The organism is Streptosporangium sp. NPDC048886 (genome assembly GCF_055586905.1).
Genome location: NZ_JBVJHH010000038.1, coordinates 92222 through 109158, shown reverse-complemented (window position 1 = coordinate 109158; position 16937 = coordinate 92222). Strand labels below are relative to the sequence as shown.

16 protein-coding genes are annotated in these 16937 nt (G+C 73.3%); 10 read left to right on the top strand and 6 right to left on the bottom strand.

Annotated features, from left to right (window positions below; translation table 11 throughout):
- From ACZ6R6_RS36960 to menC, 3 genes are all read left to right on the top strand, one after another.
- A partial coding sequence (locus tag ACZ6R6_RS36960; RefSeq protein ID WP_470101401.1) for a M20/M25/M40 family metallo-hydrolase occupies positions 1–829 on the top strand: 829 nt, incomplete at its 5' end.
- A 71-nt stretch (positions 830–900) separates the two neighbouring features.
- The gene (locus ACZ6R6_RS36955) at positions 901–1659 is read left to right on the top strand and encodes a GNAT family N-acetyltransferase (protein ID WP_470101410.1); all 759 of its coding nucleotides are present in this window, start codon (positions 901–903) and stop codon (positions 1657–1659) included.
- A 70-nt stretch (positions 1660–1729) separates the two neighbouring features.
- Positions 1730–2830, top strand: a complete 1101-nt coding sequence (menC, locus tag ACZ6R6_RS36950; protein ID WP_470101399.1) for an o-succinylbenzoate synthase — start codon at positions 1730–1732, stop codon at positions 2828–2830.
- Between the two features lie 55 nt (positions 2831–2885).
- Here menC and ACZ6R6_RS36945 read toward each other — a convergent pair whose 3' ends face one another.
- From ACZ6R6_RS36945 to ACZ6R6_RS36935, 3 genes are read right to left on the bottom strand one after another with little or no spacing between them, the layout of a single operon-like run.
- Entirely contained in the window at positions 2886–4364 is a 1479-nt protein-coding gene (locus ACZ6R6_RS36945) for an AMP-binding protein (RefSeq protein ID WP_470101397.1), read from the bottom strand.
- Positions 4365–4381: 17 nt separating this feature from the next.
- The gene (locus ACZ6R6_RS36940) at positions 4382–5362 is read right to left on the bottom strand and encodes an acyl-CoA dehydrogenase family protein (RefSeq protein ID WP_470101395.1); all 981 of its coding nucleotides are present in this window, start codon (positions 5360–5362) and stop codon (positions 4382–4384) included.
- Positions 5359–6615, bottom strand: coding sequence for an acyl-CoA dehydrogenase family protein (locus tag ACZ6R6_RS36935; RefSeq protein WP_470101393.1), 1257 nt, complete (start codon positions 6613–6615; stop codon positions 5359–5361). Before ACZ6R6_RS36935 ends, ACZ6R6_RS36940 begins: the two co-directional genes overlap by 4 nt.
- Positions 6616–6787: 172 nt before the next feature.
- On the opposite strand from ACZ6R6_RS36935, the gene ACZ6R6_RS36930 reads away from it, so the two are divergent.
- Together ACZ6R6_RS36930 and ACZ6R6_RS36925 are read left to right on the top strand one after the other, a co-directional pair.
- On the top strand, positions 6788–8134 hold the full coding sequence (locus ACZ6R6_RS36930) for a sensor histidine kinase (RefSeq protein ID WP_470101391.1): 1347 nt from the start codon (positions 6788–6790) through the stop codon (positions 8132–8134).
- 9 nt (positions 8135–8143) lie between these two features.
- A complete protein-coding gene (locus tag ACZ6R6_RS36925) occupies positions 8144–8746 on the top strand; it encodes a TetR/AcrR family transcriptional regulator (protein ID WP_470101390.1) in 603 nt (200 codons plus the stop codon).
- Here the strand turns inward: ACZ6R6_RS36925 and ACZ6R6_RS36920 are convergent.
- Positions 8703–9626, bottom strand: a complete 924-nt coding sequence (locus tag ACZ6R6_RS36920) for a DMT family transporter (RefSeq protein WP_470101388.1) — start codon at positions 9624–9626, stop codon at positions 8703–8705. The two genes, ACZ6R6_RS36925 and ACZ6R6_RS36920, sit on opposite strands and share 44 nt — an antisense overlap.
- 184 nt (positions 9627–9810) lie before the next feature.
- On the opposite strand from ACZ6R6_RS36920, the gene ACZ6R6_RS36915 reads away from it, so the two are divergent.
- Complete coding sequence (locus ACZ6R6_RS36915; protein WP_470101386.1) at positions 9811–10800, top strand: AurF N-oxygenase family protein; 990 nt, start codon at positions 9811–9813, stop codon at positions 10798–10800.
- Positions 10797–11594, top strand: a complete 798-nt coding sequence (locus ACZ6R6_RS36910; protein ID WP_470101384.1) for an SDR family NAD(P)-dependent oxidoreductase — start codon at positions 10797–10799, stop codon at positions 11592–11594. Before ACZ6R6_RS36915 ends, ACZ6R6_RS36910 begins: the two co-directional genes overlap by 4 nt.
- 118 nt (positions 11595–11712) lie before the next feature.
- Here ACZ6R6_RS36910 and ACZ6R6_RS36905 read toward each other — a convergent pair whose 3' ends face one another.
- Entirely contained in the window at positions 11713–12819 is a 1107-nt protein-coding gene (locus ACZ6R6_RS36905; RefSeq protein ID WP_470101382.1) for a zinc-dependent alcohol dehydrogenase, read from the bottom strand.
- Positions 12812–13762 carry a Gfo/Idh/MocA family protein gene (locus tag ACZ6R6_RS36900; RefSeq protein ID WP_470101380.1) on the bottom strand — a complete coding sequence of 317 codons (951 nt, stop codon included), beginning with the start codon at positions 13760–13762 and terminating at the stop codon, positions 12812–12814. The genes ACZ6R6_RS36905 and ACZ6R6_RS36900 overlap by 8 nt, the downstream gene beginning before the upstream one ends.
- 168 nt (positions 13763–13930) lie before the next feature.
- On the opposite strand from ACZ6R6_RS36900, the gene ACZ6R6_RS36895 reads away from it, so the two are divergent.
- From ACZ6R6_RS36895 to ACZ6R6_RS36885, 3 genes are read left to right on the top strand one after another with little or no spacing between them, the layout of a single operon-like run.
- Positions 13931–14920: a glucosyl-3-phosphoglycerate synthase gene (locus ACZ6R6_RS36895; RefSeq protein WP_470101379.1), complete on the top strand. Its 990-nt coding sequence runs from the start codon at positions 13931–13933 to the stop codon at positions 14918–14920.
- Positions 14917–16137, top strand: a complete 1221-nt coding sequence (locus ACZ6R6_RS36890; protein ID WP_470101377.1) for a glycosyltransferase — start codon at positions 14917–14919, stop codon at positions 16135–16137. The genes ACZ6R6_RS36895 and ACZ6R6_RS36890 overlap by 4 nt, the downstream gene beginning before the upstream one ends.
- Before the next feature lie 37 nt (positions 16138–16174).
- Positions 16175–16783 carry a class I SAM-dependent methyltransferase gene (locus ACZ6R6_RS36885; protein WP_470101375.1) on the top strand — a complete coding sequence of 203 codons (609 nt, stop codon included), beginning with the start codon at positions 16175–16177 and terminating at the stop codon, positions 16781–16783.
- Positions 16784–16937 lie beyond the last annotated feature (154 nt).

Sequence of the window (16937 nt, the reverse complement as noted above, 5' to 3'; positions counted from 1 at the left end):
GGCCGGGCTGGTGCAGGCCTTCCACGCGCTGGCCGCGCTGCCGTCGCCGGACGGGGTGTGCCTGCTGGTCACCGGGGACGAGGAGGTCGGGTCGCCGACCTCGCGCGCGCTGATCGAGGAGTCGGCGCGCGGTTGCGCGGCCGCGTTCGTGCTGGAGGCCAGCGCCGACGGCGGCGCGCTCAAGACCGCGCGCAAGGGCACCTCCAACTACCGGGTCACCGTGCACGGCAGGGCGGCGCACGCGGGCCTGGAGCCTGCGATGGGGGCCAACGCCGCGGTCGAGCTGGCCCACCAGATCCTCGCGCTCGGCGCGATCGCCGCGTCGGTGGACGGCGGGCCGGCGTCGGGCCGGCCGGGCGGCCTGGGCCCGGCCACGGTGACGCCGACCGTGCTGTCGGGGGGCACCACCGTCAACACCGTGCCCGCGCTGGCCAGCGTGGAGGTGGACGTGCGCGTGCCCACCGTCGCGGCACAGGACCGGGTGGACGAGCTGGTGCGGGCGCTGGTCCCCCGGGTCCCGGGGACCCGGCTGGAGGTGAGCGGGGGCCCGAACCGGCCGCCGCTGGAGGAGACCTCCTCGGCGCGCCTGTACGAGCTGGCCTGCCGGATCGCGAAGAATCTGGGCATGGGAGCGGTGCGGGGGGTGGCCGTGGGCGGCGCCTCCGACGGGAACTTCACCGCCGGCGTCGGCTGCCCGACGCTCGACGGGCTGGGCGCGGTGGGGGGCGGCGCGCACGCCGCGCACGAGCACGTGGTCGTGGCCGAGATGCCCGGCCGTACGGCACTGCTGGCCGGGCTGATCTCGGCGGTGCTGAAGGACGACGGGTGACGGACCGTCCGGCGGGCTCCCCGCGGAGCGACGAGCACGCCGCGGCGGCGGCGGAGGCCGCGGGGGTGCGCATCGTCGAACTGTCGGAGCTGTCCGGCTTCGAGGAGGTCCACCGGCTGTTCGACGACATCTGGCACCCCGGGCCCGGCGATCCGCCGATCACCGTGGAGATGATGCGGGCGCTGTCCCACGCGGGCAACTACGTGGCCGGGGCCTACCAGGGCGGCCGGATGGTCGGGGCCTCGGTGGCGTTCTTCGGGGCGCCGCCCGGGCAGGTGCTGCACTCCCACGTCACCGGCGCCTCCGCCGGGCGCGGGATCGGGTTCGCCCTCAAGCTGCACCAGCGCGCCTGGGCCCTCGACCGGGGCCTGGACCGGATCACCTGGACCTACGACCCGCTGGTGCGGCGCAACGCCCACTTCAACCTGGTCAAGCTCGGCGCCCGCCCCGAGGAGTACCTGCCGTCCTTCTACGGCGTCATGGAGGACGCGATCAACATCGGTGACGAGTCGGACCGGGTGCTCGCCGTCTGGCGGCTGTCCGAGCCGCGGGTGTCGGCGGCCGCCCGGGGCGAGCCGTACCGACCGCAGGTCCCGCCGGACGCGGTGACCGCCCTGGCCGAACGCGACGGCCGCCCGGTCGCCGGACGGACCGACGCCCCCACGGTACTGGTCGCGGTCCCCGCCGACATCGAGACGCTGCGCCGCGCCGATCCGGGCGCGGCGCTGGCGTGGCGCCACGCCGTACATGACGTGCTGGGCGGATTGATGAGGGAAGGAGCCCGGGTGACCGGGTTCACCGGCGAGGGCCACTACGTCGTGGAACGGTGAGCCCGGCCGGAGGGAGCGGGGGCGGGCGACGGCCCCCGGCAGGCGAGGGACCCACCGAGAAGGAGAGAACATGAAGATCACTGGAATCGAACTGCGGCGGATCGGGATGCCGCTGGTCGCGCCGTTCCGCACCTCGTTCGGCACCGAGACCGAACGGGACGTGCTGCTGGTGCGGGTCGTCACCCCCGACGCCGAGGGCTGGGGCGAGTGCGTGGCCATGTCCGAGCCGCTCTACTCCCCCGAGTACGTGGACGGCGCCGCGGAGGTGCTGCGCCGCTTCCTCATCCCCGCCCTGCCCGCCCACGCCGACGTGCACGGCGTGGGCCGGGCCCTCGAACCGTTCAAGGGGCACCGGATGGCCAAGGCCGCCCTGGAGAGCGCCGTCCTGGACGCCCAGCTCCGGGCCGGCGGCCAGTCCCTGGCCTCCTTCCTGGGGGCGTCCAAGGACCGGGTGCCGTGCGGGGTGTCGGTGGGCATCATGAACTCCGTCCCGGAGCTCCTGGACGCCGTCGGCGGCTATCTCGCGGAGGGCTACGTCCGGATCAAACTGAAGATCGAGCCCGGCTGGGACGTGGCCCCCGTCCGTGCCGTGCGTGAGCGCTTCGGCGACGACCTGCTGCTCCAGGTCGACGCCAACGCCGCCTACACCCTCACCGACGCCCCCCACCTGGCCAAGCTCGACGACTTCGGCCTGCTGCTCATCGAGCAGCCACTGGCCAACGACGACATGGTCCAGCACGCCCGGCTCGCCGAGCGGCTGAAGACCCCGATCTGCCTCGACGAGTCCATCGAGTCGGCCGAGCACGCCGCCGCCGCCATCACCCTGGGCGCCTGCTCGATCATCAACGTCAAGCCCGGCCGGATCGGCGGCTATCTGGAGGCCCGCCGGATCCACGACCTGGCCCGCGCCCACGGCGTCGCCCTGTGGTGCGGGGGCATGCTGGAGACCGGCGTCGGCCGCGCCGCCAACGTCGCCCTGGCCGCGCTGCCCGGCTTCACCCTGCCCGGCGACACCTCCGCCTCGCGCCGTTACTATGCCACCGACATCACGCCGCCGTTCGAGCTCCGCGACGGCCACCTGGACGTCCCGACCGGCCCCGGCATCGGCGTCGACCCCGTCCAGGACATCCTGGAGGAGGTCACCACCTCCACCGAGTGGATCACCACCTAGCGGCGGCGCCGGACGGCCCGGCCGCCAGCTCCGGACCTGATCTAAGAAACAGCCCTTAGCGGGACAGATACGCCTCCCGGACCCTGGTGCGGGAGAGTTTCCCGGTGGGAGTGCGGGGCAGCTCCTCACGGAACTCGATCACCCGGGGGTGCTTGAACCGGGCGATGCGCGGGCCGAGGTGCTCCAGCAGCTCCTGCGGGGAGGGCCGGGCGCCGGGCGCCGGCTGGACGAGCGCGACGACGGTGTGGCCCCATTCCTCGTCGGGCACGCCGATCACCGCGACGTCGGCGACCCCCGGGTGCTCCAGCAGCGCCGCCTCGATCTCGGCGGGGTAGATGTTCACCCCGCCCGAGACGATCAGGTCGGTACGGCGGTCGCACAGGAACAGGAAGCCGTCCTTGTCCATGAACCCGATGTCCCCGGGGGCGTACCACTCCCCCCGCATGCTGGCGGCGGTCTTGGCCGGGTCCTTGCGGTAGGCGAAGCCGCCGAGCCCCGACTTGACGTAGACCATGCCGGGCTCGCCGGCCGGGAGCTCCTCGCCCTCCGGGCCGAGGATCCGGGCCTCGAAGCCCGGCGCCGGGCGGCCGACCGTGCCGGGGCGCTCCAGCCAGTCGTGCGGCTTGACGGAGAAGGCGATGGTCGACTCGGTGGAGCCGTAGTACTCGTACAGGACCGGTCCCCACCAGTCCATGATCTGCTTCTTGACCTCCACCGGGCAGGCCGCGGCGGTGTGGACCACCTGCCGGAGCGACGACACGTCATGGGCGCGGCGGACCTCCGCCGGCAGCCGGAGCATCCGGTGGAACATCGTCGGGACCATCATGGCGTTGGTCACCCGGTAGCGGTCGATCAGTTCGAGGATCCCGGCCGGCTCGAACCTGGGCGCGATCACCAGGGTGTGGCCCAGGTGCAGCGCGAACATCGTGTGGGCGCAGGGCGCGGAGTGGTACATCGGCGAGGTCACCAGGTGGATCCCGTCGCCCGGCCGCAGGTCGCAGACCTCGCCCAGGAACCAGGTGACGAGCGGGACCGTCGCCTCCGGCTCGGTGCCGGGCAGCGGCCGCTGCACGCCCTTGGGGAACCCGGTGGTGCCCGAGGTGTACCACATGACCGCGCCCGCCGATCTGCCCTCGGGGGCGGTCACGGGCTGCCCCTCGGCCAGGGCGGCGGTGCCGGTGAGCGCCCCTTCCACGGGGTGGGCCGGGCCGGCGACCACGATCTCGGCGTCGCAGTCGGCCAGGATGTAGGCGATCTCGGCGTCCGTCAGGTGCCAGTTGACCGGCACGTAGTACAGGCCGACCTGGCCGGTGGCCATCAGCATGACCACCGCGTCGAGGCCGTTGGGCAGCACTCCGGCGACCACGCCCCCCTCGGCGAGTCCCCGGGCCCGCAGCCCGTGCGAGACCTGGTTGACCCGGGCGAGCAGCTCGCCGTAGGTCGTCACCGTGCCGTCGGTGTCGATCACCGCCCGGCGCTCCGGGTCGGCCTGCGCGATCCGGTAGAAGCCGGGGAGCGTGCTGATGTCGGGCATGGGGTCCCTCCTCGGGCTCAGAGCTCCAGCAGATCGGCCAGACGTGCCCGGTGGATCCGCGGCGGGCCGAGGAGCACCTCGTCGGCCTTGGCCCGCTTGTAGTAGAGGTGCGCGTCGTGCTCCCAGGTGAAACCGATCCCGCCGTGCAGCAGCAGGCTGTCGCGGGCCACCTCGAAGCAGGCCCGGCCCACGTGGGCCTGGGCGAGCGCGGCGGCCAGGGGCAGCTCGCCGGGGGCCTCGTCGGCCGCCCAGGCGGCGTGCCGGACGATAGAGTCGGCCTGCTCCAGCTTGCAGTGCATGTCGGCGAGCCTGTGCTTGACCCCCTGGTAGGAGCCGATGAACCGGCCGAAGGCCACCCGGACCTTGGCGTAGGCCACGATCGCCTCCAGCGAGGCGCGCAGCACGCCGAGCTGCTCGGCGGCCACCGCCACCGCGAACAGGTCGCGGGCCCTGGCCAGCGCCGCCTCCGGGGCGGAGACGGCCTCGCCCTCCCGCAGGTCCACCCGCGCCTGCCTGCGCGTCGGGTCCAGGACGGTCAGCGGGGTGCGGGCGCCGCCCCGGACGGCCCGGACCCGCGTGCCGTCCACCGCGAGGACCACCTCGGCCTCCACTCCGTTGAGCGCCCGGTCGCCGTCGAGTGCCACGGTCGCGACCGTGGTCCCGGCGGCGATGCCCGGCAGCGTCTCCTTGTCCTCCAGCTCGGTCAGCAGGATCGCCGCGAGGGTGGTGGCCAGGAACGGGCCGGGCAGCAGCGCCGCGCCGGTCTCCTCCAGGACGACGGCGAGCTCGGCGTATCCAGCGCCGGCCCCGCCGTGCTCCTGCGGGACGATGAGGCCGGCGAGCCCGAGCTCGCCGTTGAGGCGCCGGTAGACGGCCGGGTCGTAACCGGTCTCCGAGTCGGCGGCCCGGCGGACCTCGGACAGGGGCGAGGCCGCGGTGAGGAAGGAGCGGACCGTGTCGCGCAGCTCCCGCTGCTCCTCGGTGAGGACGAGTTTCACTGCTGGGTTCCCGTCTTCAGGTCCTTGAACGGCACGTTCTTGTCCACCCGCGGCTCGGGCGGCAGGTTCAGCACCCGGTCGCCGATGATGTTGCGCATGATCTCGTTGGTGCCGCCGCCGAGGGACAGCGCGGGGGCGAGCGCGATCGAGCCGGCCAGCCGGCCGTCGTCCTCGTAGGCCACGGCCTCCGGGCCGGCCAGCGAGGTGGCCAGGTCGGCCTGGAACATGCTGAGCTCGGCCAGGAGCAGCTTGGCCGCGCTGCCCCGGGCGCCGGGGAAGATGCCCGCCTTGGTCTCCTGGGCGAGCCGCTGGTTGAACAGGGCGAGCGCGCGGGAGCGGATGTAGAGCTCGACGAGCTGGTCCCGCACGAGGGGGTCGCCGGTGTCGGCGGTCCGGCGCAGCGCCTCGAAGGCGGCCGGGTCGTCCTTCTGGCCGCTCATGCCGACGCCGCCGGAGATCGACAGGCGCTCGTGCAGGAGGGTCGTGACCGCGCAGCTCCAGCCGTCGTTGACCTGGCCGACCAGGTTCTCGGCGGGAATGCGCACGTCGTCGAAGAAGATCTCGTTGAAGTGGGCGCGGCCGGTCATGTCCCGCAGCGGCCGGACGGTGACGCCGGGGGCCCGCATGTCCACGACGAACATCGTCAGGCCCCGGTGCTTGGGCACGTCCACGTCGGTGCGGGTGAGCAGCAGGCCGTGGGAGGCGTGCTGGGCCACCGAGGTCCAGACCTTCTGGCCGCTGACCACCCAGCCGTCCTCGGTCTCCGTCGCCCGGGTCTGCAGGGCGGCGACGTCGCTGCCCGCGCCGGGCTCGGAGAACAGCTGGCACCAGACCTCCTCCCCGCGCAGCAGCGGCCGGATGTGGCGGGCCTTCTGCTCGGGGGTGCCGAGGTCGAGCAGGGTCGGCCCGCACATGCCCAGTCCGATGGAGAACAGGTAGGTCGGCAGCGTGAAGTCTCTCGCCTCCTCGGCGAAGGCCCGCTCCTCCGCCTGGCTCAGCCCCTGCCCGCCCCACTCCGCGGGCCAGGAGATCCCCGAATAGCCCGCGTCGTGGAGACCGGCCATGAAGGTCTTCGCCGCGGCGACCCCGTCTGCGCCGGGACCGCCTCCGGCCCCGGCCTCCGGGGCGTTGGCCGCCAGCCAGCTCCTGGCCCGCCGGCGGTAGTCCGCGAGGCCGCTGTCCTCGGGGCCGGCGTCCTCAAGATCGGTGTTCGCCGGGTCGGTGCCCGCAGCGTCCGCGTCCGCAAGGTTCATGTCCGCTCCAATCAGCGCTCACTTACTCTAACCAGCGCCGGATCAGCAGTACAGAGCAATGCTCTACAGCGGAAGGCAGGGGGGATATTTGCCCATCCTTGGCCATGAAGCACCAGGAATCGGTAATTAATCCATCCATGTGATCGTCTGATCTCCGGGGGGAGAGATTGGCGTGATCACACGGAACGGCTACTCCGTGCGGACGCGGCTGACGCTCATCGCCGTCACCGTCACCGTCGTGTGCGGCATCCTGGTCACCACCGTCCTGACGCTCGCCCTCTACGACATGGCGGAGTTCTCCCGGACCAACGAGGTGGCCGGATCCGCCCTGGAGGTCGTCAACCTCGCCCGGAGCGGGAGCGCGCGGCCCGCCACCCTGCCGGTGGGGAACACCGAGGGCGTCCAGGTCCTGAACCCGGAGGGCGAGGTCGTCGCCTCGTCCCCGAGCCTGGCCGGCGCCCCCCCGGTAGCGGACTTCGCCCCCCTCGACGGGAAGGTGCGGGCCGACCGGCAGCTCTGCGACATCCCCCGGTTCCCCGACAGGTGCATGGTCGTCGTGGCCCTCCGCATCCACCGGCGGGAGGGCGACTGGCTCATCTACTCCGTCGACGACGAGACCCCCTGGTACGTCCACCCCGGCGTGTTCACCGCGCTCGTCGGCTCCTCCCTGCTGCTCGTGGCGCTGGCCGGGTTCGGCGCCCACCACATGGTGACCAGGGCGCTGCACCCGGTGAGCGACATCAGGAAGCGGCTGGCGGAGATCACCGCGACCGACCTCGGCCGGCGGGTCCCGGTGCCCGAGGCGCACGACGAGATCAGGCAGCTGGCCGAGACGATCAACCAGACCCTCGACCGCCTGGAGGCCGCGGTGGAACGGCAGCGCCGGTTCGTCTCCGACGCCTCCCACGACCTGCGCAGCCCGCTCACCGCCATGCGCGCCCAGGTGGAGGAGGCGCTGCTCTATCCCGACGACACCGACTGGACCGCGAAGGCCACCGCGATGCTCGCCAGTCTCGACCGGCTCCAGGCTCTCGCCTCCGACCTGCTGATGCTCGCCAGGATCGACGCCGGCACGTCCTCCGACAGGGAGCCGGTCGACCTGGGCGAGCTGTGCGGCGACGAGCTGGACCGCCGCAAGCGCGGCGTCACGGTGGTCCGGGAGCTGAAGCCCGGCCTCATCGTGTCGGGCGACCGGCTCCGGCTGGCGCGGCTGCTGACGAACCTGCTGGACAACGCCGAGCGGCACGCCGCCTCGCGGGTCTCGGTGAGCGCGACGGAGCAGGACGGCATGGCCGTCGTCGAAGTGGTCGACGACGGCGCCGGCATCGCCCCCGAGTACCGGGAGATGGTCTTCCACCGGTTCACCCGGCTGGACGCCTCGCGCAACAGGGACGCCGGGGGCACCGGGCTGGGGCTGGCCATCGCCAGGGAGATCGCCCAGGCGCACGGCGGACGGCTGACGCTCGAAGACAGCTCGCAAGGCGCACGTTTCGTCCTGCGTATCCCCCTGAACCGCTAGTGTTCCCCTGTGGCACGGGGATTTGGGCGACTACGCCGTGACGATCTGCTCCGGACCGCCTGCGATGTCATAGCGGCCCAGGGGTTCGGGCACACCCGGACCGCGGACATCGCGCAGGCCGCCGGGGTCAGCCAGGCGCTGCTGTTCTACCACTTCGAGACCAAGGAGAACCTGTTCGCCCAGGCCTTCGCCTACGCGGCGGAGCGCGACCTGGAGGCGCTCACCAAGCTGGAGGAGTCGGGCGGCTCCCCGCTGGAGCGGCTGCGCGGGCTGCTCAGGCTCTACTCCCCCAGCGGCAGGTCCAAGTCGTGGACGCTGTGGATCGACGCCTGGGCCGAGTCGATACGCAACCCCGACCTGGAGGAGATGTCCCGCAGGATCGACCTGCGCTGGAAGCAGGCGCTGCGCGCGATCATCGACGAGGGCGCCGCGGCCGGGGCCTTCACCTGCGCCGACCCCGACGGCTCGACCTGGCGGATCATCTCGCTCGTCGACGGCCTGTCCACCCAGGTGACCGTGCACAAGCGCGTGCTGCCCCGGGCCCGCATGGCCCAGCTCGTCCGTACGGCTACCGCGGCGGAGCTGGGCCTGTCCGTCGACGCGCTGTCCTGAGCAGCCCGCCGGGCAGCACGACCAGGAGCATGGCCAGGGCGATCAGCCCGCCGCCGAGGAAGACGGACCAGGTGAGCGGCTCGCCGTACAGCACGACGGCCAGGGCGGTCACCCAGAGCGGCTGGGCCGACAGGAGCACGGCGGCGGGCACCGGCGGGACGTGGAGCTGGCCGTAGGAGCGGGCCAGGAAGCCCAGCGCGCAGGCCACGACCGACAGGTGGCCGAGGATCATCCAGTCGCCCGGCGTCCGGGGCAGGGTGAGACCGTCCGGCACCGCCAGGACGCCCGTCATGAGCGCGATGGTGCCGAGCTGGATCACCGCGACCGCGTAGGCGTCGCGCCGGGCCCCGGCGGAGCTTCCCAGCACCAGCGTGTGCGCCGAGTACAGGACCGCCGACAGCAGGGTGACGGCCAGGGCGGGCGGGGAGACGGCGGCGCCCCCGGCCTCCCGCAGCAGGGTGAAGGCCGTCATCGCGGCCAGCGCGAGCGCCACCGCGGCCCAGGTGCGCCCCGGGATCCTGGTGCCGAGCAGGACCAGCCCGAGGACCGGGGTGATCACCACGTAGGAGCCGACGGCGAAGCCCGACACCGACGACGGCAGGTCGTGCAGCGCGACGGCCTGGGCGGTCTGGCCCACGCCGAACAGCAGGCCGAGCAGGGCGCCGGTCAGCCAGGTGCCGTCCGGCAGCCCCCGCAGGCAGCCCGGACGGACCGCGACCAGGACGAGCGCGGCGATGCCGTACCGCTCGGCGAGCAGGTCGGCCACCGGCATCCGGACGATGAGGTCTTTCATCAGCGGGAAGGCCGACCCCCAGGCCGCGCTGACGGACAACAGAAGTACGGCTCCCAGGAGGGGTCGAGAAGCGAACACCGCTGTCATACCGGAAGGATCGCATCACCGCGAGCTACCGGAAGGTCACGGTGAGGATCGGGAGTGGCCCGAATACAACGCTGAGTTAAGGACGCCACACCGGCGTGAGGGAGCTCACACCCCTTCGGGGGCTTCCGCCGCTATTAGATGCTTCGTACAATTACGCGGCAGGACACCCGATGGGAGTGCAGCGATGACACCCGCTCCGAACACCACCGCGGACAGAGAGAACGACCAGGCCGTCACGGAGAGGCGCGCCTACGAGGCCGTCATCGAGCGCCTGTCCAAGGCCTCGGTCGACAAGCACTGGGAGCCCTACGCCGACATCCCCTGGGACGACGAGGACTTCCTCGTCCGCCAGGACGACCCCCGCTGGGAGCTGCCCGGGGTCGACAGGCTCGGCGGGCACCCCTGGTACCGGGCGCAGCCGCCCGAGGTCCGCGCCAGGATCGGCCTGTGGCGGGTGGCGACCGCCATGAAGATCGGCCTGCAGTTCGAGAACCTGCTCAAGCGTGGCCTGCTGAACTACGCCTACCGGCTGCCGAACGGCTCCCCCGAGTTCCGCTACGTCTACCACGAGACCATCGAAGAGGGACATCACGGGATGATGTTCCAGGAGTTCGTCAACCGCACGGGGCTTCCGATCAGGGGCATGCCGGGCCCGCTGAGCCTGCTGGCCCAGATCACCCCCTGGATCCCGCTGATCTCCACCGAGCTGTTCTTCATCTTCGTGCTCGGCGGCGAGGACCCGATCGACCACGTGCAGCGCAAGACCCTCAGGGAGGGCCAGATCCGGCACCCCCTGGAGGAGACCATCATGCGGATCCACATCGCGGAGGAGGCCCGGCACATCTCCTTCGCCCGGCACTACCTGCGCCGCCGGGTCCCGCGGATGCCCCGCTACCGCCGCTTCACGCTGGGGATCGTCTCGCCCGTCGTCCTGGGCGTCATGGCCCGGATCATGCTGTCGCCCCCCGGGTCCATGATCAGGCGGTTCCGGATCCCCGAGCACGTCGTCAAGGAGGTCTACACCGACAGCCCCGAGACGGCCGGGCAGATCCGCGACTCGGTGGCCAAGACCCGGGAGCTCTGCGCCGAGCTGGGCATGACGAACCCCGTCCAGCGCGGGGTCTGGAAGGCGATGGGCATCTGGGCGGCGCCGGCCGGGGAGAGGGCCCGATGAGGACGGCGATCGTGACGGGCGGGGCCTCCGGCATCGGCCGGGCCCTCTGCCGCGAGCTCGGCGGGCGCGGCGCGCACGTCGTGGTCGCGGACCTGGACGGCGCCGGGGCCGAGCGGGTCGCCAAGGAGTGCGGCGGCGTGGGCGCGGCGCTGGACGTCACCGACCCGCAGGCCGTCCAGGACCTGGTCACGGCCGTCAGGGCCGAGCGGGGCCGGCTGGACTTCATGTTCAACAACGCCGGGATCGCGGTCGGCGGCACCACCGACGAGCTCACCCTCGACCACTGGGAGCGCACCATCGACGTGAACCTGCGCGGCGTGGTCCACGGCGTCCACGCCGCCTACCCGGTCATGATCCGGCAGGGCCACGGCCGCATCGTGAACACCGCGTCCCTGGCCGGCCTGGTCCCCGCCCCGCTGATGGCCCCCTACACGGCGACCAAGCATGCGGTGGTCGGGCTGTCGCTCGCGCTGCGGGCCGAGGCGGCGGCGCACGGCGTGCGGGTGAGCGTGGTCTGCCCGGGCTTCACCGACACCCCGCTGCTCGACCACGCCAACCCCGGCCTGCCGCAGACCGCGACCGGGACGGGCGCCCGGCGGTCGGCGGTCAGGACCCAGGGCCGGCTCTACCCGGCCGACTCGCTGGCCGTCGACATCATGAGGGGCCTGGCGCGCGACCGGGCGCTCATCGTGGCCCCGGCGTCGGGACGGATGGCCTGGCGCGGCACGCGGCTCTCGCCCGCGCTCGCGGTCCGCGCCGCCGCGCTCGCCGTCCGGCGTCTGGGCGGCGGCTGACGGGCCGCCCGGCCACGGGACCGGGGCCGCCTGGGGCAGGGGCCGGTTGTGGGGCAGGGACCGGCTGCGGGACCAGGACCGGCGTGCTCGCCGCGCGGCCGGCGGGCCGGGACGGGGGTCATCCGGAGACCATGTCGAACACGGTCTGGACGGTGTGCCGGCGCCGGGCCGCGAGAGCGGACATGAACGGGGGCGCCTCGTCGAAGGGCACCATGTCAGTGATCAGGTGGCGGCGGATCCCGTCGCCGTGCGCGCGCAGGAGGTCGAGCGTCTCGGCCGAGAGCCGGTCCCGGCTCCAGACGTGGTCCAGCCCGCGCGGCACGCGGCCGATCTGCGAGCACCTGATCGACAGCGCGTTGTGGTGGAACTCCTCGCCGAGCCGCAGTCGCGCCGCGCCCTCCTGGTAGAAGGCCAGGTCGACGACCGTGCCCTGGGGCCGCAGCAGCCGCAGCCCGAGGTGCAGGCTCTCCGGCCGGCCCCGGCACTGGAAGACCACGTCGGCGCCCCGGTCGTTGCGGGAGTGCCGCCAGCGGGCCTTCACCGCGAGCGCCGGGTCCCGGCCGTCCATCGCGACCGTGTCGAAGCCGAGCCGTCCGGCGCGCTCCAGCCGGTCCCGGGTCCGGTCCACCACCGTCACCGCCGCGGCGCCGTGATGCCGGGCGAACAGGGCGGTCATCAGTCCGACGACCCCCGCCCCGGTCACCGCGACGCACCGGCCCCGCACGCCGTCGCCGAGGGTGCGCACGTCCGCCCCGCAGATGTCGGCGGCCGCGTGCAGCAGGCCGTTCGCGCAGATGGGCCCCATGTGGGCGGCGTAGATGCCCAGCAGGGGGTCCAGTTCGGCGGGCAGCGGGACGTAGCGGTCCTCGACGGAGTCGGCCGTGTAGCCGGTCCGGTGGCCGTACGCCATCGCCACGACCTGGCCGGGCGACAGCGCCGGGGTGCGGCTCTCGGCGACCCGGGCGACCTCCATGTAGCCCAGCCGCGTCACCGGGTACGCGGCGGCCGGCCGGTCGGCGCGGAACAGCCCGAACGCCGGATCCCAGCCCGCCGACAGGTAGGGGTTGGTCCCCTTGACGTAGGACAGCTCCGTGCCCGCCGACAGCCCGCTGTAGAGCGTCTCGACGCGGAAGCCGCCGTCCCCGACCGGCGTCTCCGGCTCCTCGGCGATGACGACCCGGCCCGCGCCGGCGACCTGCAGCACCCGCACGACCCGCTCACCCATCGGTGTCCTCCAACCTCACCGGTGCGCCGGAGGTGGCCGCGCGGGCGACCGCGCACGCCAGCCGGTGCGTGCGGAGCGCGTCGTCGTAGGGGGCCCGCACGTCCGTGCCGCGGCGCAGCACCGCGTCCACGAACGCCCGGTCCACGCGGCGCCTGGCGTCTCCGGATTCGATGATGACCCGGCGTCCCGCCCCGGTGTCGACGACCAGCCGGTCCTCCGATATCCGCAGCGCGATGCCCTCGGCGTAGATCTCCAGCCCGGCCCGGTGCTTCCAGCCCAGCAGGCAGGTGGCGCCGAGGATCCCGGTGGCGCCGTCGCGGAAGCGCAGCAGGGCCCCGGTGGCCGCTCCGACCGCCCCTTCGGCCTGATCGGGCGGGTGTCCTGATTCGTGGGCACTCACCTCGGTGACCTCTCCGACGAGCAGCCGGGCCAGGTCGAGCACGTGCACCGCCTGCTCGATGACCTGCCCGCCCGAGCCGTCGCGGCGCGGCCACCAGGGCACCGGGGGCACCTTGTCCAGCCACACGCCCACCGCCAGCCGTACCGGCCGGTCGCCGAGCAGCCGCCGCGCCTGCTCGACGACGTCCAGGTAGCGCCAGTGGTGCCCGACCGCGGTCACGGCCCCCCGCCGCCGCGCCGCGGCGGCCACCCGCCGGGCGGTCGCCTCGTCCAGCGCGAGCGGCTTCTCCACGAACAGCGACAGGCCGGCGTCCAGGACGGCGAGCTCGATCGGCCCGTGCGCGAAGGGCGGCACGCAGACGTAGACGGCGTCGAGCCGCTCGCTCCGCAGCAGGGTGGCGTGGTCGCCGTAGGCGGCCGTCCCGTGCTCGCGGGCCAGCCCGGCGGCCCGGGTGGCGTCGGTGTCGGCGATCCCGGCGATACGGACGTCCGGGAAGCTCGAAAGCACACGCGCGTGGCGCGCGGCGACGTTCCCCGCGCCCACGAAACCGATTCGACAGGTCACAGAACGAGCAATCCCACCATTACTCGACGTCAAACCCTCTGACACCGGATTTGAACTGCTCTGATCAGGGCAAACAGCAATAACACGGGTATACAGCCGGGGGGACACAGTCGATGACGACACTTGGGTATCCGCCCTTGAGGGGCGATGTTCACTGAGGTCGGCCGCTGGCTGGACGCGCGCACCAGCCGGGCCGGCGACTGGCTCCCTGAGGCCGTGCTCGCCGCCAAGGGCGACCACAGGGTCAGCGTGGTCCTGCCCGCGCGCAACGAGGAACGCACCGTCGGGGAGATCGTCGGGCGGATCCGACGGGACCTGCGGGAGCGTCTCCCCCTGATCGACGAGCTCGTGGTGATCGACTCCTGCTCGACCGACGCGACCGCCCGGGTGGCCGTCGACGCGGGCGCGCAGGTCGTCCACCAGAACGCCGTGCTGCGCGAGTACGGCGTCCTGCCCGGCAAAGGGGACGCGCTGTGGAAGGCGCTGGCCGTCACGACCGGTGACCTCGTCGTCTTCATCGACGCGGACCTGCGCAACTTCGGCACGCATTTCGTCACCGGACTGCTCGGGCCGCTGCTGTCCGACCCCTCGGTGGTCTACGTCAAGGGCTGCTACGACCGGCCGCTGGCCGACGGCACGGCCGCGCAGCCGCACGGCGGCGGAAGGGTGACCGAGCTGGTCGCCCGCCCGTTGATCAACCTGCACTGGCCCGCGCTGGCCGGCTTCATCCAGCCGCTGGCCGGCGAGTACGCCGGCCGCCGCGCCGTGCTGGAGGAGATCTCGTTCGTCACCGGCTACGGCGTCGAGCTGGGCCTGCTCGTCGACCTGCTCGGCCGGGTGGGCCTGGACTCCCTCGCGCAGGTCGATCTCGGCGTGCGGGTCCATTCCCACCAGCCGATCGAGGCGCTCGGCCGGATGGCCGGCCACATCATGCTCACCGCCTGGTCGCGGCTGGAGCGGGAGGGCCGGCTCGTCACCGCCGACCGGCCCAACGGCCGGATCGTGCAGGTCCGCCAGATCGGCAACGGCCGGCGGCTGCACGTCAGCGACGTGGGCGTGTACGAGCGGCCGCCGCTGATCACCATTCCGGAGTACGCCTCGGGCGCTCGGCTGATGCCGGAACGGGGACAGCCGTGAACATCACGGTGCTGATGAACGCCGGCCCCTGGCTGCCGGTCCCGCCCCACGGATACGGGGGGATCGAGACGGTCGTGGCCACGCTCGTGCCCGAGCTGAGGGCCCGCGGCACCCGTGTGGTCCTGGCCACGGTCGCCGCGAGCACCCTGGCGGCCGACGATCAGGTGTGCGTGTTCGACGAGGGACAGTTCGCGCAGCTGCAGCGCCCCTACAACCAGGTGATGGGGCTGGCCCACGCGCACATGCAGCGGGTCGTCGCGGAGCTGCGCCGGCGCGAGGACATCGACCTGGTCCACGACCACGTGGAGGCGGTCGGCCTCGGCGTCCTGAGCACCATGGGCCGCTCCGCCCCGCCCGTGCTGCACACCCTGCACTGGGACCTGCACAAGCATCCCGAGCTCTACGGCGGCTTCAGCGGCGACGGCAGGGTCTGGGTCAACGGCGTGTCCCGCTCCCAGGTCGCGCGGGCGCCGCGCAACCTGCGCGAGCACAGCCTCGGCTGGGCGTATCTGGCGACCCCGCTGGCCGGCGCGGACCGTACGGCCCCGCCCGAGGAGGGCCGGGCCCCGGACGGAGCGCGGCCGGCGGCCCCGTCCGACGGCGCGGGACGGGGCCACCGCGGTCCGGTGGTGATGCTGGGCCGCATCAGCCCGCTCAAGGGGCAGCACCTGGGCGCGCGGCTGTGCCGGGAGCTCGGGCTGCCACTCGTCCTGGCCGGCCCGGTCGGCGGGCTGCGCGGGCCCCGGGAGCTGGCCGCCGCGCTCGCCGATCCGGACCACTGCGCCCACGCCAATCCCGACGTGCGCTATCACCTCGACCGGCTGGCACCGTACGTCGACGGCGAGCTCGTCCGCTGGGCCGGCTCGGTGAACGGCCCGGAGCGCGAGCGGCTGCTCCTCGACGCCCGCGCCGCGCTGTTCCCGGTGCAGTGGGAGGAGCCCGGCGGCACGGCCGTCATCGAGGCGCTGGCCTGCGGCGCCCCCGTCGTCGGCCTGCGGCGCGGCTGCCTGCCCGAGCTCGTCGAGCACGGGCGCACGGGCCTGCTCGCCGACACCGAACAGGAGCTGCGCGAGCACCTGAAGCGTGTCGAGGACATCGACCCCGGCGAGTGCCGCCGCAGCGCCGCGCTCCGGTTCTCCCCGCCGGTGATGGCCGAGCGGTATCTGGACTTCTACGGCCGGGTGCTGGACCTCGCCGCCCGGGCCCGCCGGAGGTAGCACGGCGCCGCGCCGCCGCCCGGAGTACAGTGCGCTGATGCCCGACGACTACTGGAACCACAACGTCCACTACCATCCGCTGGTGCTCGGCGCCGTGCCGGAGGGGTGCGGCGAGGCGCTGGACATCGGCTGCGGCGACGGCATGCTGGCCCGCAAGCTGGCCGGCCGGGCCCGCCACGTGACAGGGGTGGACCGCTCGCCGGAGATGATCCGTCTCGCCCGCGAGCGCGACGTGCCCGGCGACGAGGTGACCTTCGTGACGGCGGACTTCCTCGACGACCCCCGGGGCCGTTTCCCCGCGGGGAAGTACGACTTCGTCAGCGCCGTCGCCGTCGTGCACCACATGGACTTCGAAGCCGCAGTCACCGGCATGGCCCGGCTGCTCGCGCCGGGGGGCCGCCTGGCGATCGTCGGGCTGGCCCGCAACCGCACCGCGTCGGACTGGCTCATCAGCGGCGCCGGCGTCCCCGCCTCCCTCGTCCGGGCGCGGCGGCACGGCGGCAAGGGCCACCCGGCCGGCATGCCGATGGAGGACCCCGACATGTCCTGGGGCCAGGTCCGCGACGCGGCGCGCCGCCTGCTGCCCGGCTGCCGCTTCCGCCGCCATCTGCTGTGGCGCTACTCCATCGTGTGGCAGCGCCCCTGAAGCGCCGCGGGCCGTCGCCGCCGCCCCACATCCCTTAACTATCAAGAAAGTTTCTTAAAAGAAGGCATTGACGGACCTGGTGGGACCGCATAGTTTCCGGTTCAAACGACCCGTGGGGGGCGGGATCACGGCCACGTTCCCTCGGAGGTAGCTC

Excerpts from the sequence above, each read along its gene's own strand:
- menC (WP_470101399.1), top strand. The coding sequence starts at position 1,730 with ATGAAGATCACTGGAATCGAACTGCGGCGGATCGGGATGCCGCTGGTC.
- ACZ6R6_RS36945 (WP_470101397.1), bottom strand. The coding sequence starts at position 4,364 with ATGCCCGACATCAGCACGCTCCCCGGCTTCTACCGGATCGCGCAGGCC.
- ACZ6R6_RS36935 (WP_470101393.1), bottom strand. The coding sequence starts at position 6,615 with ATGAACCTTGCGGACGCGGACGCTGCGGGCACCGACCCGGCGAACACC.
- ACZ6R6_RS36920 (WP_470101388.1), bottom strand. The coding sequence starts at position 9,626 with ATGACAGCGGTGTTCGCTTCTCGACCCCTCCTGGGAGCCGTACTTCTG.
- ACZ6R6_RS36915 (WP_470101386.1), top strand. The coding sequence starts at position 9,811 with ATGACACCCGCTCCGAACACCACCGCGGACAGAGAGAACGACCAGGCC.
- ACZ6R6_RS36910 (WP_470101384.1), top strand. The coding sequence starts at position 10,797 with ATGAGGACGGCGATCGTGACGGGCGGGGCCTCCGGCATCGGCCGGGCC.
- ACZ6R6_RS36905 (WP_470101382.1), bottom strand. The coding sequence starts at position 12,819 with ATGGGTGAGCGGGTCGTGCGGGTGCTGCAGGTCGCCGGCGCGGGCCGG.
- ACZ6R6_RS36895 (WP_470101379.1), top strand. The coding sequence starts at position 13,931 with ATGTTCACTGAGGTCGGCCGCTGGCTGGACGCGCGCACCAGCCGGGCC.
- ACZ6R6_RS36885 (WP_470101375.1), top strand. The coding sequence starts at position 16,175 with ATGCCCGACGACTACTGGAACCACAACGTCCACTACCATCCGCTGGTG.